Source organism: Limisphaera sp. 4302-co, assembly GCF_049537155.1.
In the GTDB taxonomy this organism is placed as follows: Bacteria; Verrucomicrobiota; Verrucomicrobiia; order Limisphaerales; family Limisphaeraceae; genus Limisphaera.
In genome coordinates, this window is sequence record NZ_JBMVQZ010000005.1 from 62,729 (window position 1) to 87,616 (window position 24,888).

At 66.6% G+C, this 24,888-nt stretch carries 19 protein-coding genes and 1 pseudogene; 10 read left to right on the top strand and 10 right to left on the bottom strand.

The features are described 5' to 3' along the window. Positions 1–89 precede the first annotated feature (89 nt). Both ACPDIX_RS07005 and nikR read right to left on the bottom strand, forming a co-directional pair. Positions 90–1,037 (bottom strand): MBL fold metallo-hydrolase, encoded by a 948-nt coding sequence (locus ACPDIX_RS07005; protein ID WP_423431067.1) that lies wholly within the window; start codon positions 1,035–1,037, stop codon positions 90–92. A gap of 61 nt (positions 1,038–1,098) precedes the next feature. Further along, positions 1,099–1,533, bottom strand: a complete 435-nt coding sequence (nikR, locus tag ACPDIX_RS07010) for a nickel-responsive transcriptional regulator NikR (RefSeq protein ID WP_423431068.1) — start codon at positions 1,531–1,533, stop codon at positions 1,099–1,101. A gap of 227 nt (positions 1,534–1,760) precedes the next feature. Between nikR and ACPDIX_RS07015 the strand changes: the two genes are divergently transcribed. The 9 genes from ACPDIX_RS07015 (at position 1,761) to ACPDIX_RS07055 (ending at position 14,814) form a co-directional block, all read left to right on the top strand. Then, positions 1,761–5,057, top strand: coding sequence for a family 78 glycoside hydrolase catalytic domain (locus ACPDIX_RS07015; RefSeq protein WP_423431069.1), 3,297 nt, complete (start codon positions 1,761–1,763; stop codon positions 5,055–5,057). 170 nt (positions 5,058–5,227) lie between these two features. Beyond that, positions 5,228–6,265 (top strand): sialidase family protein, encoded by a 1,038-nt coding sequence (locus ACPDIX_RS07020; protein WP_423431070.1) that lies wholly within the window; start codon positions 5,228–5,230, stop codon positions 6,263–6,265. Then, positions 6,262–7,005, top strand: a complete 744-nt coding sequence (locus ACPDIX_RS07025) for a DUF3826 domain-containing protein (protein WP_423431071.1) — start codon at positions 6,262–6,264, stop codon at positions 7,003–7,005. Before ACPDIX_RS07020 ends, ACPDIX_RS07025 begins: the two co-directional genes overlap by 4 nt. Positions 7,006–7,161: 156 nt before the next feature. Further along, positions 7,162–8,781, top strand: coding sequence for a pectate lyase family protein (locus tag ACPDIX_RS07030; RefSeq protein ID WP_423431177.1), 1,620 nt, complete (start codon positions 7,162–7,164; stop codon positions 8,779–8,781). A gap of 199 nt (positions 8,782–8,980) precedes the next feature. Continuing rightward, complete coding sequence (locus ACPDIX_RS07035; protein ID WP_423431072.1) at positions 8,981–9,985, top strand: GYF domain-containing protein; 1,005 nt, start codon at positions 8,981–8,983, stop codon at positions 9,983–9,985. Positions 9,986–10,049: 64 nt separating this feature from the next. Further along, complete coding sequence (locus tag ACPDIX_RS07040; RefSeq protein WP_423431073.1) at positions 10,050–12,407, top strand: hypothetical protein; 2,358 nt, start codon at positions 10,050–10,052, stop codon at positions 12,405–12,407. A gap of 16 nt (positions 12,408–12,423) precedes the next feature. Beyond that, a complete protein-coding gene (locus ACPDIX_RS07045; protein ID WP_423431074.1) occupies positions 12,424–13,392 on the top strand; it encodes a sugar phosphate isomerase/epimerase family protein in 969 nt (322 codons plus the stop codon). A 79-nt stretch (positions 13,393–13,471) separates the two neighbouring features. Next, complete coding sequence (locus ACPDIX_RS07050) at positions 13,472–14,221, top strand: RluA family pseudouridine synthase (protein WP_423431075.1); 750 nt, start codon at positions 13,472–13,474, stop codon at positions 14,219–14,221. Then, on the top strand, positions 14,218–14,814 hold the full coding sequence (locus ACPDIX_RS07055; RefSeq protein WP_423431076.1) for an SET domain-containing protein: 597 nt from the start codon (positions 14,218–14,220) through the stop codon (positions 14,812–14,814). The genes ACPDIX_RS07050 and ACPDIX_RS07055 overlap by 4 nt, the downstream gene beginning before the upstream one ends. Here the strand turns inward: ACPDIX_RS07055 and queD are convergent. From queD to ACPDIX_RS07095, 8 genes and pseudogenes are all read right to left on the bottom strand, one after another. Further along, positions 14,799–15,161, bottom strand: a complete 363-nt coding sequence (queD, locus tag ACPDIX_RS07060) for a 6-carboxytetrahydropterin synthase QueD (RefSeq protein ID WP_423431077.1) — start codon at positions 15,159–15,161, stop codon at positions 14,799–14,801. The genes ACPDIX_RS07055 and queD overlap by 16 nt on opposite strands. 118 nt (positions 15,162–15,279) lie before the next feature. Next, on the bottom strand, positions 15,280–16,662 hold the full coding sequence (locus tag ACPDIX_RS07065; protein ID WP_423431078.1) for an acyl-CoA reductase: 1,383 nt from the start codon (positions 16,660–16,662) through the stop codon (positions 15,280–15,282). Then, positions 16,659–17,897, bottom strand: a complete 1,239-nt coding sequence (locus ACPDIX_RS07070; RefSeq protein WP_423431079.1) for an acyl-protein synthetase — start codon at positions 17,895–17,897, stop codon at positions 16,659–16,661. The genes ACPDIX_RS07065 and ACPDIX_RS07070 overlap by 4 nt, the downstream gene beginning before the upstream one ends. Positions 17,898–17,949: 52 nt before the next feature. Further along, a complete protein-coding gene (gene accC, locus ACPDIX_RS07075) occupies positions 17,950–19,332 on the bottom strand; it encodes an acetyl-CoA carboxylase biotin carboxylase subunit (RefSeq protein WP_423431080.1) in 1,383 nt (460 codons plus the stop codon). Positions 19,333–19,378: 46 nt separating this feature from the next. After that, a complete protein-coding gene (gene accB / locus ACPDIX_RS07080; protein WP_423431081.1) occupies positions 19,379–19,891 on the bottom strand; it encodes an acetyl-CoA carboxylase biotin carboxyl carrier protein in 513 nt (170 codons plus the stop codon). 380 nt (positions 19,892–20,271) lie between these two features. Then, positions 20,272–20,700: pseudogene (aroQ, locus tag ACPDIX_RS07085) on the bottom strand (type II 3-dehydroquinate dehydratase); the annotation flags it as partial. A 33-nt stretch (positions 20,701–20,733) separates the two neighbouring features. Then, complete coding sequence (locus ACPDIX_RS07090) at positions 20,734–22,146, bottom strand: O-antigen ligase family protein (protein ID WP_423431082.1); 1,413 nt, start codon at positions 22,144–22,146, stop codon at positions 20,734–20,736. A gap of 44 nt (positions 22,147–22,190) precedes the next feature. Further along, on the bottom strand, positions 22,191–23,378 hold the full coding sequence (locus tag ACPDIX_RS07095; RefSeq protein ID WP_423431083.1) for an ATP-binding protein: 1,188 nt from the start codon (positions 23,376–23,378) through the stop codon (positions 22,191–22,193). 159 nt (positions 23,379–23,537) lie between these two features. Here ACPDIX_RS07095 and ACPDIX_RS07100 point away from each other — a divergent pair, with 159 nt between their 5' ends. After that, the gene (locus ACPDIX_RS07100) at positions 23,538–24,860 is read left to right on the top strand and encodes an alpha/beta hydrolase-fold protein (protein WP_423431084.1); all 1,323 of its coding nucleotides are present in this window, start codon (positions 23,538–23,540) and stop codon (positions 24,858–24,860) included. Positions 24,861–24,888 lie beyond the last annotated feature (28 nt).

Genomic DNA, 24,888 nt, shown 5'->3' on the forward strand with positions numbered 1-24,888 from the left:
GGGGCGCACCCGCCCCTCGAGAACAGCCGGCCGGGAAGAAAAGGTCCCATGGTGGACATTCGGCAGGTCGAATCCCGGAAACTCGTGATTCAGAAAAAAGGATTGTGCGCCTTTTCCTCCGCCACCGTGGTCAGCGGCCCGTGCCCGGGACAGATGAGAGTCTCCGGTGGCAGGGTCAGGATCTGGTCGCGCACGGCCTGCCGGGCCAGTTCCCACGACTGGTTCCCCCGGCCCAGCGAGCCGGCAAAGATGGCGTCGCCCACCACCGCCACCGGCGGCGCACCGTTGGGCCAGCCCCGGATCACATACGTCACACCGTCCGGCGCATGGCCGGGCGTCGGCCGGCACCAGATCCGCAACCGGCCCACCGACAGTCCCTCCTCATCCGGCAGGTCGCGCGGCGCCGGCCTCGGATGCGCCCGCACTTCCAGGCCCTCCACCTCACCCTGCAACCTGCCCACACCCGCCACGTGATCCGGGTGCCCGTGCGTCAAGAAAAGGTACTTCAGCTTCAACCCCTGCGCCTCCACCACCTCCAGAATCTCCGAAACATCCCAACCGGTGTCGAACAACGCAGCCTCCAGCGTTTCGGGATCCCAAATCAGATAGGCGTGCACGCAGTTGTCCCCCTCCTGTGTGGTGAACCGGCGCAGGACCTGCCAGGTCTCCAGCGGAGGCACCTTGGGAAGCCAGCCGCGCACGAGCGACTCCAACTTCTCCGGGTTCAACCCCACCCGCTCCGCCAGGGCCTTCCAATCCACCTGGCGCGGCATGCGCCCGCTCTGTTCGAACTCTTCCCACTCCGCCTCCGTCATTCCCAGGGCACGAGCCGCATCTGAGACACGTACCCCGTTCATGGCCCGCGCCTTTCGGACTATGTCGCCCAAGTGGTCTTCCAAGGTCATGGATCCCACACTAAACGCCGGCAGCCACCGTTCAAGCGCGAACCCGAACCGCTCCCAAAGCTCGGACCTGCCACCTCCGGTTGACGTTTCGCCCCGTGTTATGCTCCGAGCTCCGGGGACCGTCACACACATTGCGCCCGCAAGGGATCTTTCGGGTCGCCGCCCGAGCGCGCCGGGAGGCGGTCGTGCAGGGTCAACCCGGCAGGTCCTTGCCGGTGCTGGTCACGGTCAGCTTGCCGTGCTTGACTCCCCGCGCGGCAATGAGCACGTCCGCGATCCTGCGGATCTCCGGCGCAGGTCCACGCATCAACAGCACTTCCAGACAATGATGCGCGTCCAAATGGACGTGCACGGTGGAAATGATGCGGTCGTGATGCCGATGTTGCAGCTCCGTAAGCGTCTCCTGGACGTGACGCGTGTGATGGTCGTAAACCAGCGTCAGCGCCCCCACGACCTCACCCCGGCCCGTCTTCTCCCGGTGCTCCACCAACTCGTCGCGGATCATGTCGGCCACGGCCGACGACCGGTTGCGGTACCCCTTCTCCGCGGACATCCGGTCCAACTCCTTCAGCAATCCCGCAGGTACAGAAACCGTAAACCGGGCCGCCCTGGGTTTTTCGCGCGCCATGCGCGCATGCTGATCCCTTCCCGTGCCGGGTGTCAAATCCATCGCCCTGCCGCGGCCCCCCGCCGGGTCGATACAGACCGCGCCCGGCAAAGCCGGGACCTCCCTCACCGACCCGCCTTTACCAAAAGGGGCCGCGCGCAGCTCCTGTCAAAATCCATATGAAAAATGGCAGCGCCCGTGCCCGCCTCTCGTTGCCCCCGCGCCCGGTATCCGCTATCGGTGAAGACATGAGGTCGTTGCCCATCCGCCCGCGCACACACCGATCGGGCCGGATTCGCTTGGCGTGGCCATACGGAGGGCGGCTGGCGGTTTCGGGCTGGCTCCTGTGCGCCGCCCTGACCGTCGCCGCACCCGACCGGCTCCGTGTGACCGACCTCCGCTGCGAAGGGCGCACCGACCCGTGCGGGGTGGACGCACCCGCCCCGCGCCTGAGCTGGCGCATCGAATCCGAACGCTTTCACGTCCTCCAAACCGCGTATCAGATCCAGGCAGCATCCGACCCGGCGGCCCTGGATCGGAACCAGCCCGACCTGTGGGACACCGGACGCGTCCCCTCGGATCGTTCCCTCTGGATCCCTTACGCCGGCCGTCCGCTCCACTCCCATCAGCAGGTCTGGTGGCGCGTGCGCGTCTGGGACAACCACGACCGCGTCTCCTCGTGGAGTCCACCCGCCACCTGGACCATCGGGATCCTCGACCCTGCCGGGTGGCGCGCAGGCTGGATCGGCAAACCGGGTCGCGAAACCACCAACCGCCTGGACCAGACCTCCTGGATCTGGCACCCCGACGTGCCGGATCCTCTCCACGCGCCCGCAGGCACCAATTGGTTCCGCCTGGTTCTCACCCTGCCGTCCGATCGCCGGATCGTCCGCGCCATCTTCGAGTACACCGGCGACAACGAATGCCGCGGCTGGCTGAACGGACGCGACCTCGGCGCGCGCCGCAACGACCCGCATCGCGTCAAGTGGAATGACATCACCACGCGACTCGAGCCGGGCCAAACCTGCGTGTTCGGCCTCACCGGCACCAACTTCCGCGATGACAAACCCGCCGGTGTCGTGGGCCGCATCTACATCGAATTCGACTCCGGTCCACCCCTGATCATCCCCACCGACGCCCGCTGGAAGGTCCACCCGCAGGAGGAACCCGGCTGGGACCAACCCGACTTCGACGATCGTCACTGGAAACCGGCCCGCGTGATCGGACCCGCCGGCATGGAACCATGGGGCGAAACCCTCACCGCCGAAGACCGGCGCCTGCCGGCCCGTTGGCTCCGCAAAGAGTTCGTGCTGGACCGGCCGGTGCAACGCGCCCTCGTCCACTGGTCCGGACTCGGACTATCCGAACTCCACATCAACGGCCAACGGGTCAGTGACGCCGTCCTCTCCCCCGCCCTCGGTCATTACGACAAGCGTGTCTTTTATCTCTCCCAAGACGTCACATCGCTGCTCCAACCCGGCACCAACGCCCTCGGCGTCGTTCTCGGCAACGGCCGTTTCCACGCCGACCGCAGCCGCGTCTATGCCGGCACCGTCAGCTTCGGTTTCCCCCAATTGATCCTCCACCTCCGCATCGAACACGCCGACGGCTCCGTCACAGAAATCGTCAGCGACGAGTCCTGGCGGATCACCGACCAGGGCCCCATCCGGAGCAACAGCGAATTCGACGGGGAGGAATACGACGCCCGGCTCGAACTCACCGGTTGGGACCGCCCCGGCTACGACGATTCCACATGGGAACCGGCCCAACGAATGCCCGCCCCCGCCGGCAAACTCGCCGCCCAACCCATCGAACCCATCCGCATCACACAGCAACTGCAGCCCGTGGCCATAACCGAACCGCGCCCCGGTGTCTTCATCTATGACTTCGGCCAAAATCTCGTCGGATGGTGCAGGCTCCGCGTCCGCGGGCCCCGTGGCACCACGGTCCAGCTCCGCCACGCCGAACGTCTCCGCCCCAACGGCCTCCTCGACATGGCCAACCTCCGCGGCGCCCGCCAGACCGACCGCTACACCCTGCGCGGCGAGGGTTGGGAAACCTACCAACCCCGCTTCACCTATCACGGATTCCGTTACGTCGAACTGACCGGATATCCGGGCCGACCCGACCGCTCCGCACTCACCGCCTGCGTGGTTCACGACGACCTCGAAAGCGCCGGCGATTTCGCCTCCTCCCACCCGCTGCTCAACCGCATCTATCAGAACGTCCGCTGGGGATTGCGCGGCAACTACCGCAGCATCCCCACCGACTGCCCGCAGCGCGACGAACGCCAGGGCTGGCTCGGCGATCGCTCCGAGGAATGCGCAGGCGAGGCTCACGTGTTCAACGTCGCCAACTTCTACCGCAAATGGCTGCAGGACATCGTGGATTCCCAGCGCCCATCCGGCAGCCTGCCCGACGTCGCACCACCCTACTGGCCCATCTACTCGGACAACGTCACCTGGCCCAGCACCCTCCTCATCGCTCCCGGCGTCCTGTACCGGCAGTACGGCGACCTCCGCTTCCTCGAAGAAACCTACGACGCCGCCGCGCGATGGATCCGGTACATGTCCGGCTTCGTCACCAACGGCCTCATTGCACGCGACAGCTACGGCGATTGGTGCGTGCCACCGGAGGACCCCCAGCTCATCCACTCACGCGATCCGGCCCGGCGCACCGATCCCACCCTCATCGCCACCGCCTATTTCATCCACGACCTCCGGCTCCTCGCCCACTATGCCCGTCTGCTCGGACGGCCCGAGGCCGAGACCGCCGTGTGGGAAAAACAGGCCGACACCATGGCCCGAGCCTTTCACCAGCGCTTCTACGATCCCCAGCACGGCCGCTACGACAACGGCACCCAAACCTCCTGCGTCCTCCCGCTGGCCTTCGACCTGACTCCGGAAAACGAACGGCCCCGCGTGGCCCAGACCCTCGTCCACAACATCGAGGTCCTCAACCGCGGACACCTGGCCACCGGCCTGATCGGCTGCCAGTATCTCATGCGCACCCTCACCCACATCGGCAGGCCCGACCTGGCCTTCCGCATCGCCACCCAGACCAACTACCCCAGCTGGGGTTACATGGTCCGGCAAGGGGCCACCACCATCTGGGAACTCTGGAACGGCGACACCGCCGAACCGGGGATGAACTCGGGCAACCATGTCATGCTGGTCGGCGACCTGCTCCTCTGGTTATACGAATGCCTGGCCGGCATCGCACCCGACAGCAACACCCCCGGCTACAAGCTCATCCACCTGGCGCCCCAACCCGTGCCCGGCCTGGTCTGGGTCAAGGCCAACCGCCTCACCCCGTACGGCGGGGTTCAGAGCGACTGGCGCCGCACAGACACAGGATTCATCTGGGACATCCGCATCCCGCCGAACACCACGGCGCGGGTCGAGCTGCCCGCCGCCCACCCGGAACGCGTGCAAATCAACGGCGTCCCGCCGGACCGTGCGCCGGGTGTCCTTGAGCACCGTATGGACGGGCCACAACCCGTGCTCCTCCTCGGTAGCGGCCGCTATCACATCGTCTGCCCATGAAAACTCTGACCCCGCCCTTTTGTACCTGCACGCCCCCGGAACGCCCCTCCGGCCCTGACAAGAGCCGGCCCGACATCCCACTCCCCGGGCCCACCGAACCTCCCACCACCCGCACAAGCATGCCGGCCGCCCTTTTGTCCAGGCTGCTCGGATCACTGACTCTGTTCGCCATGACATGCACGGGCTCTGAATCAGCCGAAACACCCGGTCTGATCCGCAGCGAGTTCATTTTCGAGACCGCCCCGTTCCCCTCCTGCCACGCCTCCACCCTCGCAGAAACACCCTCGGGCCTCGTCGCCGCCTGGTTCGGCGGCACCCACGAACGCCATCCGGACGTGGGAATCTGGGTCTCCCGACACGTAAACGGTCGCTGGACCGAACCGGTCGAGGTCGCCAACGGCGTCGTCTCCCCAACGGAACGCCACCCCACTTGGAATCCGGTGCTGTTCAAACCCCGGGAAGGCCCCCTGTTGCTCTTCTACAAGGTTGGCCCCAGCCCCAGCACCTGGTGGGGTATGATGATGACCTCCGACGACGACGGCCGGACATGGTCGGAACCACGCCCTCTGCCCGACGGCATCCTCGGTCCCATCAAGAACAAACCGGTCCAACTCCCCAACGGCGACCTCCTGTGCGGTTCCAGCACCGAAGGCCCCGAAGGCTGGCGCGTACACTTCGAACGCACCTCCGACCTGGGCCGCACCTGGACACGCACCCCGCCGCTGAACGACGGCAAAACCATCGCCGCCATCCAACCCAGCATCCTCGTTCACGATCCAAACCGGCTCCAAGCCCTCGGCCGGACCCGGCAGGGGCGGATTTTCGAGATCTGGTCGGACGACGGTGGCCGCACCTGGGGTCCGATGCGGTTGACCCTCCTGCCCAATCCCAGCTCCGGCACCGACGCCCTCACGCTCAAAGACGGCCGTCACCTGCTCGTCTACAACCACGCCGCTCGACCCCGAATGCGCACGCCGCTCAACGTGGCCCTCTCCCCGGACGGCCGCCAATGGTTCGCCGCCCTGGTGCTGGAACATGACCCAGCCGCACCCGCCGGTTTTTCCTACCCGGCCGTCATCCAGACATCCGACGGCCTGGTCCACATCACCTACACTTGGAAACGCCAACGTATCAAACACGTGGTGCTGGATCCCCAACGGCTCCGGCTCACGCCCATGACTGAGACCATCTACCTATGGCCCGAATGATGCCCCATCTCACTCGACCATCCCTGCACCCTTCCGGCCCCATCTGGCGGAGAAGGGCCTGGCTGGCCCTGCTCCTTGCAGGCGCGTCGGCCTCCGCACAATCGCCCCCCGCCACCGATCCAAAGGCCGGCGAAGAACAGGCCTACCGGGTGGCCGTGGCCGAGCGTTGCCGCCGTATCCTCGCACCGCTTCAACTCGATTCCGGCGCACTTTCCAACCGCGTCCACGCCATCCTCATGGAGCAGTACCAGACCCTCCGGCACATCCATGACCGTCGCGACCGCGCCCTCGACGAGCTCGCCGGCCGGCAATCGTCGACCCCGGAGGAGCGGCAGCAACGCCGCCAACAGATCCTCGACGACGTTCGCAAGGAACTCGATCAGGCGCATCGGGCCTTTCTGGACCGGCTCGGCCGCGAACTCCCACCCGAACAGGTGGACCGGATCAAGGACGGCATGACCTACAACCTGGTGGACGTGACCTACCAGGCTTACCTGCGCCTGCTGCCCGAGCTCTCGGACGAACAAAAGCAGCACATTCGCAACCTCCTCCTGGAAGCCCGCGAGCTGGCCATGGACGAAGGCACCGCGCGCGAAAAGCACATGGTTTTCAACCGTTACAAGGGCAGGATCAACAACTACCTCTCGGCCCAGGGCTACGACCTGAAGGCCGCAGAACGGCGCCTGCGCGAATCCATCAGCGCCCAACGCCGCGCCCAACGTTCCGCTCAACAACATTGAACCGCCCATCCCCCGTCCGCGATGAAACCCACATCCCGCTCTCATCGTCATCCCTGCCGCGCCCACGTGACCACGCACGGCCGCCCGGGCATCCTCCTCGCCCTCCTGTTTCTGCCGGCATCGCTCCCGGCCCAGTACCCGCGCATCTCCGAGGAGATGGCAGCAGAGGCCCGCCGGCGCCAGGCCGAGGAAGCCCGGCTGAGCGACGCCGCCTGGGAGAAGGCCCGGCCCCTCGTCGAGGAGTGGGCCCGGAAGGGCCGCCCTTGGCGACCCGACGCAGACGAGCCCGGCGACCTGATCCGCGCGTCCATTCCCGCCTTTCCCGGTGCATGGGGCGGCGGGATGTACACACCCGGCGGTCGCGGCGGACGCGTCTTCGTCGTCACCAACCTGGCCGACCGCGGGCCCGGCACGTTCCGGGAGGCATGCGAAGCCGGCGGCCCCCGCATCGTGGTCTTCAACGTGGCCGGGATCATCCGACTCGAATCGCCCGTGCACATCCGCGCCCCCTACATCACCATCGCCGGCAACACCGCTCCCGGCGACGGCGTCTGCATCGCCGGCGCCACTGTGGCCATTGACACACACGACGTCATCATCCGGCACCTGCGATTCCGCCGCGGACAGGTTTGGGTGGGCAGCCGTGACGATTCCCTGGGTGGCAACCCCGTGGGGAACATCATCATTGACCACGTCTCGGCCAGTTGGGGACTGGACGAAAACATGTCCCTCTACCGGCACATGTACGATCACGACAACGATCCGCGCACCCCGGCGCTCAAGCTGCCAACCGTCAACATCACCATCCAGTACTCCATCTTCAGCGAGGCCTTGAACACCTACAACCACGCCTTCGGCAGCACCCTCGGCGGTCTCAACAGCACCTTTCACCACAACCTCTGGGCCTGTAACTCGGGCCGCAACCCCAGCGTCGGCATGTACGGCGACTTCACCTTCGTCAACAACGTGGTCTTCAACTGGGTGCACCGCACCGTGGACGGCGGCGATCACCGCAGCTTCTTCAACATCATCAACAACTATTACAAACCGGGCCCCGCCACGCCGCGCGACGAACCCGTCGCCTGGCGCATCCTCAAACCCGAATCGGAACGCAGCCGCACCAACCTCGACAACTACGGCCTGGCCTACGTGTCCGGCAACGTCATCGAGGGCAACACGCGCGTCACCGCCGACAACTGGGACGGCGGCGTCCAACCCGAACCCGTCCGCGATCCCCTGCCTGCCGTCCTGGCCAGGATCCGGACACGCGCCCCCTTCCCGCACGCCCCGCTCCGCATCCAATCAGCCGGGGAGGCCTACGAAGAGGTCCTCCAGAACGTCGGAGCATACCTTCCCCGACGCGACCCCGTGGACGAGCGGATCCTCCGCATGGTCCGAACCGGTCAAAGCCACGGGGCCAAACCGTGGTCCGGATTGGATGAACTCCTCCGCAGCGTGGGTTACAACGACAACGTCATCCAACGCATCCGCAGCCTCGTCCCGCTCGGCATCATCACGCACCCCGACGAGGTCGGCGGCTATCCCGAGTACCGCGGCGAACCTTATCCCGACGCCGACAGCGATGGCATGCCCGACGAGTGGGAACGCCGGCATGGCCTGGATCCCCGGAATCCCGCGGACGCTTCCACCGACCTGGATGGCGACGGCTACACCAACATCGAGGCGTTCCTGTACGGACTGGACCCGCGCGGGCCCGCCCGGGATTGGACCGACCTCCGCAACAACGTGGATCCGCTCCTCGAAGCGCGCCGTTGAACGCCCGGCGCAACGCCACGGCTCCTCGCTGCAATGCGGTTCCCCTGTGCGCAGCACCGTCAGCCCGCAAGGGGTCGAAACCCCGCCCTGGTGGTCCAGCCACCCCGTGGCTTGACGAACACCCGTTCCACCCGCTTAATCGGCTCAAAATCAGCACGGGACTCCCGCGCCGGGTCCCTGCCCGAAACCACGCACGCCCATGTACTACGTCATCGGAGCCGACGGGAAGGAATACGGGCCGGCCTCCGCCGCAGACATCCAGACCTGGATCGCCGAGGGCCGTTGCAACGCACAGACTCTGGTCCGCACCGAAGGGACCACGGAATGGCGCCCGCTGAGTCAGTACCCCGACCTGGCGGCATTCCTGGGCGGCACGCAGCCACCGCCGGTACCACCGCCGACTGCTACCCTGCCGGGCACCCTGCCCCTGGCCCCCAACGTCCAGCAACGGCGGGTCCCACTGGATCCCTTCGAATGTTTCCGGCAGGCGTGGCACCTGATCACCGGCCCGGCCGCCGGCCTGATCTTCGGCAGCTGCGTGATCTGGTTGCTGATCCAGTGGAGCCTGGCCGGCGCCGGACAGGTTCCCTTCATCGGCATGGTGATTGGATTGCTCTCCTGGGTGGTCACCGGCCCCCTGACCGGCGGACTTTACTACCTGGTCCTCCGTTGCATCCGGGGTCAGCCGGGCGACCTGGGCGATCTGTTCGCCGGATTTCGTCATCGGTTCCTTCAACTGTTTCTCGGAGTGCTCGTCACCACCCTGCTCCTGTGCCTGATGGCCGCGCCGGGCGCGGTGACGGCCGTGCTCGGCGTCCTCTGTGTGGCGGGCTCCGAACAAGTGAAGGGGTTGGTGTTCCTGGGTGCTTTCCTCATTCTGCTGGGCGCCTGCCTGGCCCTGATTCCCCTGATCTACTTCGGCGTCTGCTGGTGGTTCGTCCTGCCGCTGATCATGGACAAGGGCCTGGATTTCTGGCAGGCGATCACCCTCAGCCGCAGGGTGGTGCACCGTCACTGGTGGAACGTGTTCCTGCTCGCGTCGCTGGCCACCATCCTCAACTTCCTCGGGCTTCTGGCCTGTTGCATCGGCATGATCTTCACCGTGCCGCTGACCTATACCGCGGGCATGTACGCCTACGAACGGTTGTTCACCTGGACAGGGGACTCGCCGGAGCGCCCGACCCCGGCGCCGTCCACCGTTTGAACCGCCGGGCCCACCCGGCCTCCCGCCGGACAGCAGGCGTGGCCATCGCAGGTTGCAGGCCCCGATGAAGGACCCCACTCATCGCCCGTTGACCGGTCGGCCGTCCCGCAAACCGAAGGCGCCGGCGGAGTTTCGCCTGTTCCGGAAAAAAGGTGCAGCGGCCCGGGCGCTGTTGATCCTCATCTTTTGCCCGGCTCTGCGGGCCGGCATCCCCGCCTTTCCCGGCGCCCAGGGTGCCGCGGGAGAAATCAGCGGTGGACGTGGCGGCATCGTTTATCACGTCACCAAGCTCGACCGTAACCACACCCACAACGAACCCGGCACGCTGCGGTACGGCCTGACCGACGCAAACTTCCCGCCCGGGGCGCCCCGCACCATCGTCTTCGATGTGGCGGGAACATTCTGGCTGGGCCGGTACGGAGCCGAACGCGGTCACGACAACGGCTGGGATACACAATCGCGCCTGAACGTCGGCAGCCACCTCACCCTGGCAGGCGAGACCGCACCCGGACCGGTGTGGATCATGGGCGGCGTGGTCAAGGTGGGCGGAACCAACGTCATCCTGCGCAACATCGGAATCGCGCCGGGTTACGGCCTGCGCAATTTCGCCAAACCGGACGAGGGCATCCCGCCCACCCCGGGCGATTTCCCGGACAGCTATGTCTACGACGCCCTGGACATCAGCGGTCGCAACGTCCTCATTGACCACGTCACAGCCCTTTACGCCACCGACGAAACCATCTCTGCCAACGAACAGGCCCACGCAGTCACCATCCAGTATTGCATCATCGCCCAGGGACAAAACTATCCCCAGTGGGACGCGGAAGGCGGCGGTTACACGGGGCATGCTCTCGGATCCCTGTTCCAAGGCGGTTCGGACGCGCCTTTCAGTGTCCTGTACAACCTTTACGCACATCTGAAGGGCAGGCTGCCGCGAGTGGGCAGCGAGGTCGGAACCGGTCCGGTCCACGACTTCCGCAACAACGTTTTCTACAACTGGTTCGGCACCGCCGGCTCCGGCGGCAGCGGCCAGCCGAGCTTCAACAATTTCATCCACAACTTCTACCTGGTCGGCCCCGGCGGCGAGGACCCCGCCGGCGGAACCTCCACCAACCTGGTCTGGCGCACGGGTGGCACCGGCATTTTCAACGGTTTTTCGAGCCTCACCCGCGTGTACGTCGCCGGGAATGTCCGGGACGGCAACCGCGACGGTGACCCGTTCGATACCTCGCCGGCTGACGGCCTCTACAGCTCCGTGGCCATCCAATCGGCCGCTTTCGACCTGAACCAGGGAGTCACACTGGCGGCCACCGGCGCACTTGCCCATGTCCTCCGCTACTGCGGAGCCCGCTGGTGGGAACGGGACGACGATTTCACCCAACCTCAAACCAACGCCGTGGACCGACCGGATGAAAGAATCATCCGCGAAACCTGGACGGGAACCGGCCGGATCCGGGCCTGGGCCGATGACCCCTTCAACGATGATCCAAACGAGGGCACCGAATGGCGCGCCCTGCTCGCGCTCCGGGCCGACCCCGTCACCGGTGCCGCGCCCTTCCAACACCCGCCCGACTGGGACACCGACCAAGACGGCATGCCGGATGCCTGGGAAATCACCCGGGGCCTGAACCCGGCCGAATTCGACGCCAACGAAGACGATGACCAGGACGGCTACACCAACCTCGAAGAATACCTCCACGAACGCGCCGCATGGCCGGCCCCGGGCGTGATCTTCTTCACCGGCCCCGGCTCCCGTTTCGCCGCCATCACCAACTGGAGCGTGTTCGGCCTACCCCTGACCATCGCCCGCCGCGGCACACAGCCGAGCCGCTCCCACTGGCAACCCTCACGGTTCGACACCGCAGTCATTACCAACGCAACCGTCCTGCTGGATGCGCCCGGCCAAACCGCAGGTACACTGCGCCTCGAACAAAACGCCCGACTCCTCGTCCCCTCGGGTTCACTCGAAATCCATGGCGATCTGGTCGTGGACGGCCAGAGTCGTCTCGAGCTCAGCGCCGGCGCGCGCATCCACGTCCGGGGTCGCCTCCTCAACGAAGGCACCCTCCTCCTGGCGGACCGGGCCCTGCTCGAGGTGGATCAAACCTGGACCAACCGCGGACGGCTCGACATCCTCCGCTGGCAAAGGCCCCTTCCCGGGCACTGGCGATCCGAAGGCATGCTCGTGGATCGTTCCGCCTTTCGCATCGAGGGAGTCGGCAGGGAACCGGACGGCACCTGGTCCCTCCAGGTCCGCGCCCCGGCAGGCCATCGCTACCGACTCCAGTCCGCCCCCTCTCCCGCCGGGCCATGGGCCGACCTCACGGCACCCGTGCCGGGTCCGGACGACCTCTTGACTCTGCGCGACACGGTCTCCCCTGCCACCGGGGCAAGATTTTATCGGGTCGTAGCCGGCCCCTGAGCCCTCCTCGCTCACCATGAAAACACCCGTTCCGTCCCATCCGAAATCGAGTCCTGCCTTCCCCCTCGGAAACTGCGACCGCCGGGCTTTTGTCCGACGTCTGATGTGCGCCGCAGCCGGTTCGGCCCTCCTGTTCGATTCCCCCGTTCGCGCTTCGGCACCAGCCGGCCAGACCCCACGGTACAGGATCGGCGTCTGCGACTGGATGATCCTCCAGCGGCAGAAAATCCGTGCCTTCAGCCTGGCCGCCGAGCTCGGCGCCGATGGTGTCGAAGTGGACATGGGTCCGCTGGGCAGCAGGGAAACCTTCGAGAATGCCCTGACCCAACCCGAGGTCCGGGCCCGGTTCCTCGAAGCAGCCCGACAACACAACGTGGCCATCTGCTCGGTCGCCATGTCCGGATTCTATGCCCAATCCTTCGCCCAACGCCCCACCGTGCCGCGCATGATCGAGGACGCCATCCAAACCGCCGTGGGTCTCGGCGTCCGGGTTCTCTTCCTGCCCCTCGGTGTCCCGTCCGATCTCATGCAGCATCCCGAGTTGCGCCCCGCCGTGGTGCAACGGCTCCGGCAGGCCGGCGAACGCGCCGAACAAGCCCGCGTGGTCATCGGAGTGGAGACCTCCCTCCCCGCCGCCGAGGAGGTCCGCCTCCTGCAAGAAATCGGTTCGCCGGCCGTGCGAAGCTACTTCAACTTCGCCCAGGCAGTAAAACACGGCCGGGACATCATCGGGGAACTGCGCACCCTGGGACGGGAACACCTTGTCCAAATCCACGCCACCAATGAAGACGGCCTTCGCCTGCCCGAGGACCCGAAGGTGGACCTGCCAGGAATCCGCAAAACACTCGATGAAATGGGCTGGGGCGGATGGCTGGTCGTGGAACGATCCCGCGATGCCGGAAACCCCCGTGATCTGCGGCACAACTTCGCCACCAACATCGCCTGGCTGAAGAAGGTCTTCGCCCCCACCGATGCCGCCCGGTGAACCACCCACCGGTTACCGCCACTTTTCGTCTGCCACTCTTGTTGGGCCGCAGGTTCCCCGCTACCGTGTGTGCCCGCGCATGGCCAAACCGGAGTGGATCGAACTGCCGGACTGCGAACCGATCCCGATCCTGTATGAGGACCGGTCGGTGCTGGCCGTGGACAAACCGCCCGGTTGGTTGCTCATCCCGGTTCATTGGCAGCGCACCGCCCGCAATCTCCAGGCCGCCCTCGAATCGTCCATCCGGGCCGGTGATTGGTGGGCACGATCGAGAGGGCTGAAATACCTCCGTCACGTCCACCGGCTCGACGGCGAGACCAGCGGCGTCCTGCTCCTGGCCAAAAGCCCCGGCGCCCTGTCCGCATACTCCCGGCTCTTCCAGACAGGCCGCGTGCAGAAGGTTTACCTGGCCGTCGTACGCGGCCAGGTCCGCCGCACACAATGGGTGTGCCGGCTCAAGCTGGCGCCTTCGCCCGACCGCACCGGCCGGATTCGCGTGCACCACGTGCATGGCAAACCCGCCGAAACATTCTTCCGCACCGTGGCAATCGGACAGGACGTCACGCTGGTCGAGTGCCGGCCGCGCACCGGACGCACGCATCAAATCCGCGTGCACCTGGCCGCCGGCGGCCATCCGGTGCTCGGGGATCACCTCTACGGCCGGGCCGAAGACGAACCGACAAACCTGGGGCTGCGGGCGGTTCAACTCGCCTACGTGGATCCTTTCACGCGCAAGCCTGTGGACATTCGGGCGCCTTGGAGCCAGTTTCTTGCCGAACACGGGTTCGAAAAGGTGGTATGGGAACCGGAACGCCAATCCATTCCTTGAATCCACTCCCGCCCGAACCGGCCGGGGGCCCCAACGAGATCGTGGCCCAGACCGAATGGGTGGTCTTCCGACGTTCACCCATTCACGGCATCGGCGGCTTCGCGCGGAAGGACATCCCCGCCGGCACGCGCATCCTCGAATACGTGGGTGAGAAAATCACCAAGGAAGAATCCGCCCGGCGCTGCGAGGCGAACAACCCCTACATCTTCTGCCTCAATGACCGGTACGACATTGACGGAAACGTGCCCTGGAACCCCGCGCGTTTCCTCAACCACAGTTGCCGGCCCAACTGCGAGACCGAACTGGACGAGGCCGGGGAACGAATCTGGATCCTCGCACTCCGGGACATCCGCGCCGGCGAAGAACTCACCTTCAACTACGGTTACGACCTCACCGAGTACAGGGATTACCCGTGCAATTGCGGTGCGCCCGACTGCGTGGGCTACATCGTGGCCGAGGAATTCTTCGACCACGTTCGAAAACAGCGCGAGCTGGAGCGTCAGGCGGCCGCCGCCACCGCATCCCAGCCCGGCCACACCAACCCCGCCGCGGACGACTCGGCCGCACAACCGGACGTTCACTCCCCCCGGTAGACACACCGGGCGGTGCAGGTCTCGGCCACCACCACCTCCGCCAGCTCCGGCAACGCCGGCTTGAGCCGGTCCCAGATCCAGGCGGCCAGAACTTCGCTGGTGGGATTCTCCAAGCCCGGGATCTCGTTCAGGTAGCGGTGATCGAGCTGCTCGTACAACGGCTGGAACCGGCGCGCGATCTCCCCATAGTCCATCAACCAACCCAGCTGCGGATCGCACTCGCCCCGCACCACGATCTCCACCTGAAAACTGTGGCCGTGCAACCGGTGGCACTTGTGCCCGGGCGGCACATGCGGCAACCGATGGGCCGCCTCGAACTGAAACGTCTTCCGCAATTCCACCTTCATAACATCCCGTTCACCAGACGGGCCGGCCACCTCCCGCGGATCGGCCCGGAACGCTGATTCTGCCATCCGGTGCCCGGACCACCAACCGGGAAATCCGTCATCCCGTTCACCGCCTGCCTCAGGTGACAGTCGTTGCCCCGGGCGGTTCCTGTTCCCAGTCGGTCCATACCACCAGATCCCCCACCGACGGGCGCCCGTCGTGATGCCACGTCCAGGGAGGTTGCTGCATCCGCCCGAGGGGACAGATTCGCGGCACCCCCCATCGGGCCAGCTCCTCCACCGCGGCGTGGCAAACCGCCGCAGGCACCGCCAGGCCCACCGTGGAAACGTGGGCCCGCACAGGCTCCGCAGCTTGCAACGCCCGTGCCAGGTTCACCACCGGTTTGACGTAGACGAACCGGTCCAGGCAGGAGAGCTGGAAGTCCGGTTCCTCCTCGTAAACCACCGTCCACGCGGTTGAGCCGGAGCTGGTCCAAAGCCGCGTGTGCCCGGCACAGGCCGCCCGCAAGGCGTACAACTCCCGCCGCGACGTGATCCGCGCCGCCCGCTCCACCGGCACGGGTCCCCGGGGTTGCCGCGTTTCCCTCTCCTCCAATGCACGCGCCAGGGCCTCGGCAAAACGCACCGGAAAGTGCTGGTCCGGACCGGTCTGCACGTAGAACAGGTGTGGCGACAAACACCCGGCCTGGTCCCACGCACTCACATCCGCCGCGGCACGTTCCGCCAGCGTTTCCAGCGACATCTCGTGGGTCACGCCATACCCGATGAAGCCGAAACTCACGCGATGGCCGTACCCGACGAACCGGGTCGTCACCGCCGTCCGAGCCCGCAGCGCCGCCACCGTCTCATCCCGACCCGCCACCGTCACACAGTCGGCCTCCCGCAACAGCACCTCCTCCAGGTCCGCCCGCCCGCCCGGCCAGGCCGCCAGCTCCAGACAGCTCGCCAGCTTCGGGTCCACCGCCCGCAACGAGTGGGCAAACAAACGCGGCAGAAAACTCCCGTCCACGGAACACTTCATGAACTGCGCCGACTTCACCAACAGTCCCAATACCAGCATTTGCAGGGCCGGATCCGGCAGGTTGCCCGGCGCGAAATGCACCAGCAACCCGGGCCCGCGCGCCCGCACCGCCCGATGCGGCTCGCCCACCCTGGCAAACCCGTCCAATACCACCTCGTCACCCAGATCCTGCCGGAGCAGCCGGCGCAGGTCCGACTCGGTCAGCATGCTGAAAAAACTGTCCAACCCACGCTCCAGAGTGGCCCGGCTGAACCCGGTCTGTTCCGGACCCTCCGCCAGTGCCCGTTGCCGGTAGGGATCGTCCGGTCGCAACCAGTTTCTGCCCACCTCCGCAAGCACGCCCATCAACTGGGTCACGGGCCGCTCCGCCAGATACAGCTCGCGGTTCCGCCGCAACGTGCGCGCCGCCTCGGCCACCAGTTGCGGCGTCAACGCGGCTTCCCTCGGCAAATCCGCCAGAAAACATTCCGGTAGGTTCATACGCTCGCGGATCCGGTTCCCTCCGGCACCGGTTCGTCTTCGGCCCACAACGAACACCCACGCGGCCCGGCACCCGCCGCCCGGCCGCGAAACCGAAACCCGTCCCGAACCTTCTCCACCAAATCCTCCGTCTGCACGGCCAGCACCGAACCCACGTTGGCCAGATCGTACACACGCAGCAAGCCCACCTGCCCGTCCGCCACATCCGCGCCGGTCTCCGGATCCACCACCCGGATCCGCACCCAGGGCGGAAACCGGAACCAGGGCCGCACCCGTATCCGCCCCGTATCCCGGGGACCGGCCGCCGATTGCCCGGGACGACCGGACCCCCAACCGCCCCCGGCCCACACACCGTCGTAGGCCTGAGAACTCAACTCGCACATCCCGTACTCGCCCACCACCGCCGCAGCGGGCACACCCAGCCGTTCTTCCAACGCAGCCCGCAGCTCCACCGGACTGAGCTCCCGCGACCGCCCCTTGTACCCGCCCGTCTCCATCACCCGCGAGCCCGGCGGCAGCGCGACCCGTTGCGACTCAAACCCCTTCGCCTCCAACAAATGCACCAGCGTGAATGCCGTGGCCAGGATCATCACCGGCCGCCCGGTAACGGCCCACCGACACAGACTCGACCACGCCGCGCCGGCATCCAACACCCACGCACCGTCGGGACCCGCCCGGGCCACAAACACCTCCGGGCCCCGCCCCAGCCGGCGACGGATGGTTTCGCACATGTATACCAGCGAGGAGTGCGGTGCCCCGGCCGGCGAGGGCATCAGGACCAACAGCTCCAGCGCCCCGGGGGCCGGCCGATCAGGCAACAACGCCCGCTCGAACGCCCACCACAATGCCCGCTCGTACACGCCCAGCGTGGCCCGTCCGTGAAAATGCCGGCTGGGCCGGCCGCGGGTCGTCCCGCTGGAGCAAAAGGTCACCTCGCGCGCCTCCGGCGGTAAACAGGTGAAATCGAATTCGGCAAAGGCCGGTGTGGGCACGGCCGGTATCCCCCGCCAGTCGTCCAGCCGGTCCGGGCGCACCCCGCACGCATCGCACCAGCGCCGGTAGGGCTCGTTGTGACGGTATTGGAGTTCGAACAACCGCAGGGCCTGGACACGGTAGGCCGACTCGTCCCAGGCCTCCGCAGGCCAGCCGTCCGGCCGCACGGCAAACTGCGACCAGTGCGCCTCCCACGCTCGCGCGTACTCGGTCAGGTCCGGTGGCAGCTCCCGGGTGCTCATGGAAACCCCGCACACTTCCGGCGGTCCACGCCGGACACGGCCGCGTCCGGCATCAGGCACGCTCTTCAACCAGTTCCCGCCGTGCCCGCCCCAGCAGCCGCTCGATGAACCCGGTGTCGTAAACCCCCTTCCGGAAGTTCGGATCCTGCAGGATGGCCTGTTGCAGGCCGATGGTCGTCTTGATGCCCGTGATGTAGTATTCCGAAAGCGCACGGATCATGCGGCTGATGGCCTCCGTGCGGTCCCGACCGTGGGTGATCAGCTTGCCGATCATCGAGTCGTAGTGCGGGGGAATCGTGTAGCCCGCGTAAACGTGCGTGTCCACCCGCACGCCCTTCCCGCCCGGCTGGTAATACATCTCCACGCGCCCCGGACTCGGCTTGAAATCATCGAACGGATCTTCCGCGTTGATCCGGCACTCGATCGCGTGCCCGCGGATGTGCACGTCGCTCTGCTTGATCCGCAACGGTTCGCCCATCGCCAGCAGGATCTGCTGCTGAACCAGGTCAATCCCCGTCACCTCCTCGGTGATCGGGTGCTCCACCTGGATGCGCTTGTTCATCTCCAAAAAATAGAAGTTTCCCTGGTTGTCCACGATGAACTCCACCGTCCCCGCGTTGGTGTACCGCGCCACCTCGGCGATCTTGATCGCGGCCCGGCCCATTTTGTCCCGCAGTTTCTTGAACTTCTGCTCGATCAACGGAGACGGCGCCTCCTCGATCACCTTCTGGTTCCGCCGCTGGATCGAACAATCGCGCTCCCCCAGGTGAATGATGTGCCCGTGTCGGTCCGCCAGGATCTGAAATTCGATGTGATGCGGGTTTTCGATGTATTTCTCGATGTAGACGCCGGAGTTGCCAAACGCCTTCTCCGCCTCCGTGCGACAGGTGTGGTACCCCTTCACCAGCGACACGTCATTGTGCGCCACCCGCATGCCGCGGCCGCCGCCCCCGGCCACCGCCTTGATCATCACCGGGTAACCGATCCGCCGCGCCACCTCGATCGCCTCCTGCTCGGTCTCCACCGGCCCATCCGAACCGGGCGGAACCGGCACCCCGGCCTTTTTGGCCAGAGCCCGGCTCACCGCCTTGTCCTCCAGCGCACTCATCGCCTGCGCGCTGGGGCCGATGAACCGGATGTTGCAGCTCTCGCAAACATCCGCAAAGTGCGGGTTCTCCGACAAAAACCCGTACCCGGGATGGATGGCGTCCACATCCGTGATCTCAGCCGCACTGATGATCCGGTCAATCCGCAGATAGCTCTCGCTGGCCGGTGCCGGTCCGATGCACACCGCCTCGTCCGCCAGCTGTACATGCATGGAGTTGGCGTCCGCCTCCGAATAAACCGCCACCGTCCGGATGTTCAGCTCCTTGCAGGCGCGGATGATCCGCACCGCAATCTCGCCGCGATTGGCTATCAGAATCTTCTCAAACATGCTGGAGGTGTTCCGCCCGCTCGCTGCAACCGTCCCGATCCGCCGCTCACAGCGGCCGCACTTTGAACAGCGGCTGGCCAAATTCCACCGGCCGCGCGTTCTCCACCAGCACCGCCGTGATCACACCGCGCACCTCGGCCTTGATCTCGTTCATCACCTTCATCGCCTCGATGATGCAAACCACCGTCTCCGGATGAACCTCCGTGCCCACTTCCACATATGGCGCCGCCTCCGGAGAAGGCGCCCGATAAAACGTACCGATCATCGGTGACTTGATCTCCACCTCCGGCGGCCCGGCAGGCGCGGTCGCCACGCCGGATGCCCCCGCCGGCACGGCCGGGGCCGCCACCCCGGCAGCCGGCACCACCCCCGCCACCGGCACCCCCGCAGGGACCCCGGCCGCCGCCGGCACGACCGCGAGCTCCTCGCCCGCCGTACCCGGCCGCAGGACGGGCTCGCGCTTGAGCCGGATCTTGAAGCCCTCCTTCTCCATCTCGAACTCTGACACGGCGTTCTTCCGCATCAGGTCAATAATGGCCTTGATGTCTTTCAGGTCCACAGCCTACCGCCTTTCCTTTCCCAAAATCCGGAAACACGCCATCCCATGCACGGACCTCGGGCCGTCGAAGAATGCCTGCCGCCAGCCTCGACCCATCGCGCGCAGCGACCCGGCCCCTGACCGGCCCGCGTACACGGACGCCGGCAAGCTTTCCAATGACCTGGGGCTGCCCGTTTCCCGCGCTCATCGGGGTCCGCCGCTTGGGGACAGCAAAAAGGCAGGAGTCGGCACCCGACTCTGCCCCCGTCAGGGCCCGAGCGTAGGGGCCCCACCCGGCCCGGTCAAGGTGATTCCGGACCCGGCTCCGCAGACTTCCCGCCCGCACGTGCTCTGGGCCGTCCACAGGCAGGAAAACCACACTGCCAACCAAGTTTCGCCGGAGCGATAACGCTAACGACCGCCGCCAAACCCAAAACGTATGACCAGGGCCCGAACCCGCTCACCTGCCCAATGCAGACCGGCGCGATCAGCGAGCGATGGCGAAACGGTTCACGCGCGTGCACGTTGGTCAAATGCACCTCCACGACGGGCACGGCAATCGCAGCAATGGCATCCCGCAAGGCCACACTCGTGTGCGTGTACGCCCCGGCGTTCAGAACCACGCCATCGTAATTCCGACCCGCTTCATGCAACCAGTCCACCAACTGGCCCTCGTGGTTGCTCTGCCGAAAGTCCAGCTCGACGCCCCAGACCTCGGCCTGACGCCGCACGCCCGCTTCCACCTCGGCCAGACTCAGCGACCCATACATGCCGGGCTCCCGCTGGCCCAGCAGGTTCAGATTTGGACCGTTCAAAACCAGGACGCGCATCTTTGACGATCTCCCGAACAGGGTTCACTCAGATTATGTCCGGCCGGCGGCCCCTGTCGATCGGTTTTCCACCGCAGCCAGCAACCAGCCCGCCAGGCCAAAGGCCGGCCAGGCCAGCGCCGGGATGTACAAACTGAACTCCACCAGGGACTGCACCGCCCATGCCACCAGCCCCAACCAGATGTAAAACACCTCCCGGTCCGGCCGGCGCCGCACGAGCCGCCCGGTGCGGACCAACAGGCCCACCACCCAAACCGTGTAGAACAATGCACCCGGCCAGCCCGAATCCGACGCCTGTTGCAGATAATCGTTGTGCGCCAGCCGTGCCATTTCCGCCTCCGGCGGTTTGATCTGTTCGTACGGCCGCTGAAAGGTGCCAGGCCCCGTCCCCAACAAGGGATGTTCCCACGCCGTCAGCCAGGCCGCCCGCCAGTAGTCCAGGCGAGCCGCCACGCTCGGGGCACCTCTCTCGAAAAAACCCGCATACCTCACCGCAAAAAGCGCCAGTCCCGAACCCAACACCCACGCCAGCACCCACGCGCGCACCCGCGCAGGCCAGGGACGAACCCAAAACACCAGGAACGCCAAACCAAGCGCCACCAACCAGCCGGCCTTCGACCCCGACCAATACAGACACGCCACCACACCCCCGCCCACCGTCGCCACCGAAAATGCGCGGGCCGCCGGCGTCAACCGGTCCGTCGTCCCCAACGCCCACAACACCACCGGCGAAAACAACAAAAGCGCGGCCGCCAGCGTGTTCGGATAAAACAGCGTGCTGCTGATCCGCAGGCTCTGCGCCTTCTCCAAAAGCTTCGGATGAGCCCGCCAGCCCTCGGGTGTCCGGATCAACGTGCCGGCCTGCTCCCACTTCCGGCGTTCGTCCTCCGGGAAATCCCGCCAGTGCGCGGCCTCGTGCTGCAGAATGAACTCCCGCGTCTCCGGCAGGCCGCGAAACCGCTGGTCCACACCATACAAAACCACCGCCAGCAGGGCCGCCGTCACCCACGCCCACGCCCCCCGCAACGTCGTCCACCGCCCCAGACACACCGCCCCCGCATAAAAGCTGACCACGCAGACCGCGAAATGCGGCAGCGTCAAACGCGTCAGCGCCCCGTCCACCGTCACCAAGGCCGACAAACACTGCCACCCGAACCACAAGGCCGGCAGGGCAAGCAACCACCCGGGACCGGGCCAACGGCCGCCCCTGCCCCTCACCCAGGTCACCCCCAGCACCACCACGGCACACACGTACGCATAGGCAACGGGCCACGGGCTCAAAACCCATTCCAGCCATTCGGATGGCCGTTCCACGAATTTTTCCATGATCACCGGGTTGCCGAACTTCAGCAAACCCAGCCCGAACCACACCCCCCATAACCCGGTGACCCAACCACCCCCGCCCTCCAGCCGCACCCCCCCGACCCGCGCGGATCCGGCTTCCATACCCGCCGAACCGCCATCCTCTCTCGACCGCTTCCCAGACGCTTTCATGCCCGTGCCCGGGCTGTCGGCCGCGGGCTCCCGCCAAGCCGGAGCTGCAGCACCGCCGTCTCCAGGGCCAACAGTTCCTGCACATTCGTGCGGCGCAGCGTGGACTGCAGTCCCTCCCAAACACGCAGGTTGTGCAGCGCATCCGCCACGCTCAAACGCTGCGCCAGGGCCGGCGTCGCCGACAAACCCGGGTAAAACAGCCGCACCTCTCCCGCGCCAAGCCGCGTGATCCACACATCCCGCCACCACTGCAGGACCGCCGAGAGCAACTCTTCCCGCCGCCGCCGATACTCCGCCTCCAGCGCGGCCTTTTCCTCGGCCGGGCTCCGCCCCCCCTCACCGGGTGACTCCGGCCCGGCCTCCTCTTCATCCGCATCCCCGACGACCGCCTTCCCGTTCTCTCGCGACCCTTCCGCCGTGCGGGCGACCTCCCGGCGCGCCTCTTCCCGCGCCGACTCCAGCCGCTCCAACAGCAGACCCACCAGCCGATACCGCTCCAGCACGCCTTCCCCGGCCGAGGCGGCCAGCCCGGCAAATCGTTCCACCCAGGCCAACCGAGCCGGATCCGGCTGCCCCGCCCGCGGGGCGAACCGCACCCGCAGGCACCGCGAAACGATCGTGTCCAGCAACCGACCCGGCTGTGCCGTCAACAGCACCAACACCGATTGCGCCGGCGGTTCCTCGAGCGTCTTCAAAAGCGCGTTGGCCGCCTGCGCGTTCAAACAGTCCGCCTCGACAATCACCCCGACCTTCCACTTCCCCTCGTGCGGCTTCAAAAAAATCTCCCGACTCAACTCCCGCACCTGATCAATGGTGATCACCCGCAGCTTCGATTCCGGTCGGATCCAGTGCACGTCGGGATGCGTCCCGTGCTCGATCCGGCGGCAAGCCGGGCAATCGTTGCAACCGTCCCAGGTCCCCTCCGCCGGCCCGCGCACCGGCCGGTCACACAACAACGCCTGCGCGAAAGCCCGCGCCACACGCTCCAACGGGCCGGGTTCCTCGCCCGTGAACAGGTAGGCATGCCCCACCCGACCCGCCGCCAGCGACCGCTCCAACAGCCGCACGGCGGTGTCCTCGACTCCCAAATCCCGAAACGCCACGACCGTTCTTATAACCTCCCCACCCCACTCCTCGCCATCCCAAACGCCCCCGGAACAAAGGGCCACGCCGGGGCGAAACATCCCCCACGCAGATCAGGTGCGGAGCCGAATCCGATTCTTGGCTTGCCCGGCCACTCCGGTCAGCATCGGACAGGTCTGTAACGAACCACTGAATCCAGGCACGTTCCCCGGCCGCAGCCGGGGGACCCTCGACCAAACCAAGTCCCGAGGTCCATTTCCATGAGAGTCGCCACGAACCAAAGCACCGACACCCGCATGGCCAAGCCCGGCAACTTCCCCGGCGAACCCGCGACCCACCCACCCGTTGGTGAACCGCCTGTCCCCGGTCCGCAACCTGCCGGGTCCAGCCCCCGGCGGCGCCGCGACGGCGGCAGGTTGCGCCTCCTGGTCGCCCCGCTGCTGCTGGCTCTCCTGACCGGGCACGGCTCGGGCGCCGAGGCCGTCACCTCACCTCCACCGCCCCGCGCGGCGGGTCCGTTTCGTCCGCCGCCGCGTTCACCCGAAGTCACCGGCGAACGACGCCTGGTGTTCCGTTTGCAGGCGCCCCGCGCGGGAGAGGTCCGGCTGCAGAGCAGCGATCTCCAAGGAGCCGGAGTGCGCCAACCCATGGAGTTGGACAAGGACACCAACGGAGTCTGGTCCCTGACCGTCGGGCCGGTTCCGCCCGGCGCCTATCGCTATCGCTTCCTCCTCGACGGCCTGCCAGTGGTGGACCCACAGAACCCGGCCGTCAGCGAGTCCAATGACACCGTCTGGAGCCTCGTCCACGTTCCGGGATCGGAATGGTTCGATCTCCGCGAGGTGCCTCATGGAGCCGTGGCCGCCGTGTGGTATCGGTCCGGGACCCTCCAGCGACTCCGCCGCATGCACGTCTACACGCCCCCGGGCTACGAAAAGGGCTCTGAACAGTATCCCGTGCTCTACCTGTTGCACGGAGCGACCGACTCCGACGCTTCCTGGAGCACCGTCGGTCGGGCCGGCGTCATCCTCGACAACCTCATCGCCGCAGGGCGCGCCCGGCCCATGATCGTCGTCATGCCCCACGGGCACACCGGACCGTTCCGGTTCGGCATGCGCTTCACCGACGAGTTCGAACGGGATTTCCTCAACGACCTGTTGCCCGAAGTGGAACGCCGCTACCGGGTCCGGTCCGACCGTGCCCACCGCGCGATTGCCGGACTGTCCATGGGTGGCATGCAAACGCTGAACCTTCTCATGGAGCGGCCTGAGGCGTTCTCCGCCGCCGGTGTGTTCAGCTCCGGTGTGTTCGGCCTGGGCGCCCGGTCCGGGCCGCCCGTGCAAGGGCCGTCCTGGGAAGAGCAGCACCAGCGTTCCCTGACCGATCCCGAACTCCGCAAAGGTTTCCGCACCCTGTGGTTCGCCACCGGCCGGGAGGATTTCCTGCTGGAAACCAGCCGTGCGACCGTGGAACTTTTCAACAAACACGGTTGGCCCGTAACGTACAAGGAAACGGATGGCGGACACACCTGGAACAACTGGCGCGATTACCTCGTGGAATTCGTCCCCCTGCTCTTCCCGTGAAGACATCCCCGACCGCAAAAGGTCTTGT

What these genes read in the sequence shown, in the direction of transcription:
- accC (WP_423431080.1), bottom strand. Translation starts at nt 19,332, where the DNA reads ATGTTTGAGAAGATTCTGATAGCCAATCGCGGCGAGATTGCGGTGCGG.
- ACPDIX_RS07030 (WP_423431177.1), top strand. Translation starts at nt 7,162, where the DNA reads ATGGCAGCAGAGGCCCGCCGGCGCCAGGCCGAGGAAGCCCGGCTGAGC.
- ACPDIX_RS07095 (WP_423431083.1), bottom strand. Translation starts at nt 23,378, where the DNA reads ATGTTTCGCCCCGGCGTGGCCCTTTGTTCCGGGGGCGTTTGGGATGGC.
- ACPDIX_RS07065 (WP_423431078.1), bottom strand. Translation starts at nt 16,662, where the DNA reads ATGAACCTACCGGAATGTTTTCTGGCGGATTTGCCGAGGGAAGCCGCG.
- ACPDIX_RS07020 (WP_423431070.1), top strand. Translation starts at nt 5,228, where the DNA reads ATGACATGCACGGGCTCTGAATCAGCCGAAACACCCGGTCTGATCCGC.
- ACPDIX_RS07100 (WP_423431084.1), top strand. Translation starts at nt 23,538, where the DNA reads ATGAGAGTCGCCACGAACCAAAGCACCGACACCCGCATGGCCAAGCCC.
- ACPDIX_RS07070 (WP_423431079.1), bottom strand. Translation starts at nt 17,897, where the DNA reads ATGAGCACCCGGGAGCTGCCACCGGACCTGACCGAGTACGCGCGAGCG.
- ACPDIX_RS07005 (WP_423431067.1), bottom strand. Translation starts at nt 1,037, where the DNA reads ATGTGTGTGACGGTCCCCGGAGCTCGGAGCATAACACGGGGCGAAACG.
- ACPDIX_RS07090 (WP_423431082.1), bottom strand. Translation starts at nt 22,146, where the DNA reads ATGGAAGCCGGATCCGCGCGGGTCGGGGGGGTGCGGCTGGAGGGCGGG.
- nikR (WP_423431068.1), bottom strand. Translation starts at nt 1,533, where the DNA reads ATGGCGCGCGAAAAACCCAGGGCGGCCCGGTTTACGGTTTCTGTACCT.
- ACPDIX_RS07045 (WP_423431074.1), top strand. Translation starts at nt 12,424, where the DNA reads ATGAAAACACCCGTTCCGTCCCATCCGAAATCGAGTCCTGCCTTCCCC.
- ACPDIX_RS07040 (WP_423431073.1), top strand. Translation starts at nt 10,050, where the DNA reads ATGAAGGACCCCACTCATCGCCCGTTGACCGGTCGGCCGTCCCGCAAA.
- queD (WP_423431077.1), bottom strand. Translation starts at nt 15,161, where the DNA reads ATGAAGGTGGAATTGCGGAAGACGTTTCAGTTCGAGGCGGCCCATCGG.
- ACPDIX_RS07035 (WP_423431072.1), top strand. Translation starts at nt 8,981, where the DNA reads ATGTACTACGTCATCGGAGCCGACGGGAAGGAATACGGGCCGGCCTCC.
- ACPDIX_RS07015 (WP_423431069.1), top strand. Translation starts at nt 1,761, where the DNA reads ATGAGGTCGTTGCCCATCCGCCCGCGCACACACCGATCGGGCCGGATT.
- ACPDIX_RS07050 (WP_423431075.1), top strand. Translation starts at nt 13,472, where the DNA reads ATGGCCAAACCGGAGTGGATCGAACTGCCGGACTGCGAACCGATCCCG.
- ACPDIX_RS07025 (WP_423431071.1), top strand. Translation starts at nt 6,262, where the DNA reads ATGATGCCCCATCTCACTCGACCATCCCTGCACCCTTCCGGCCCCATC.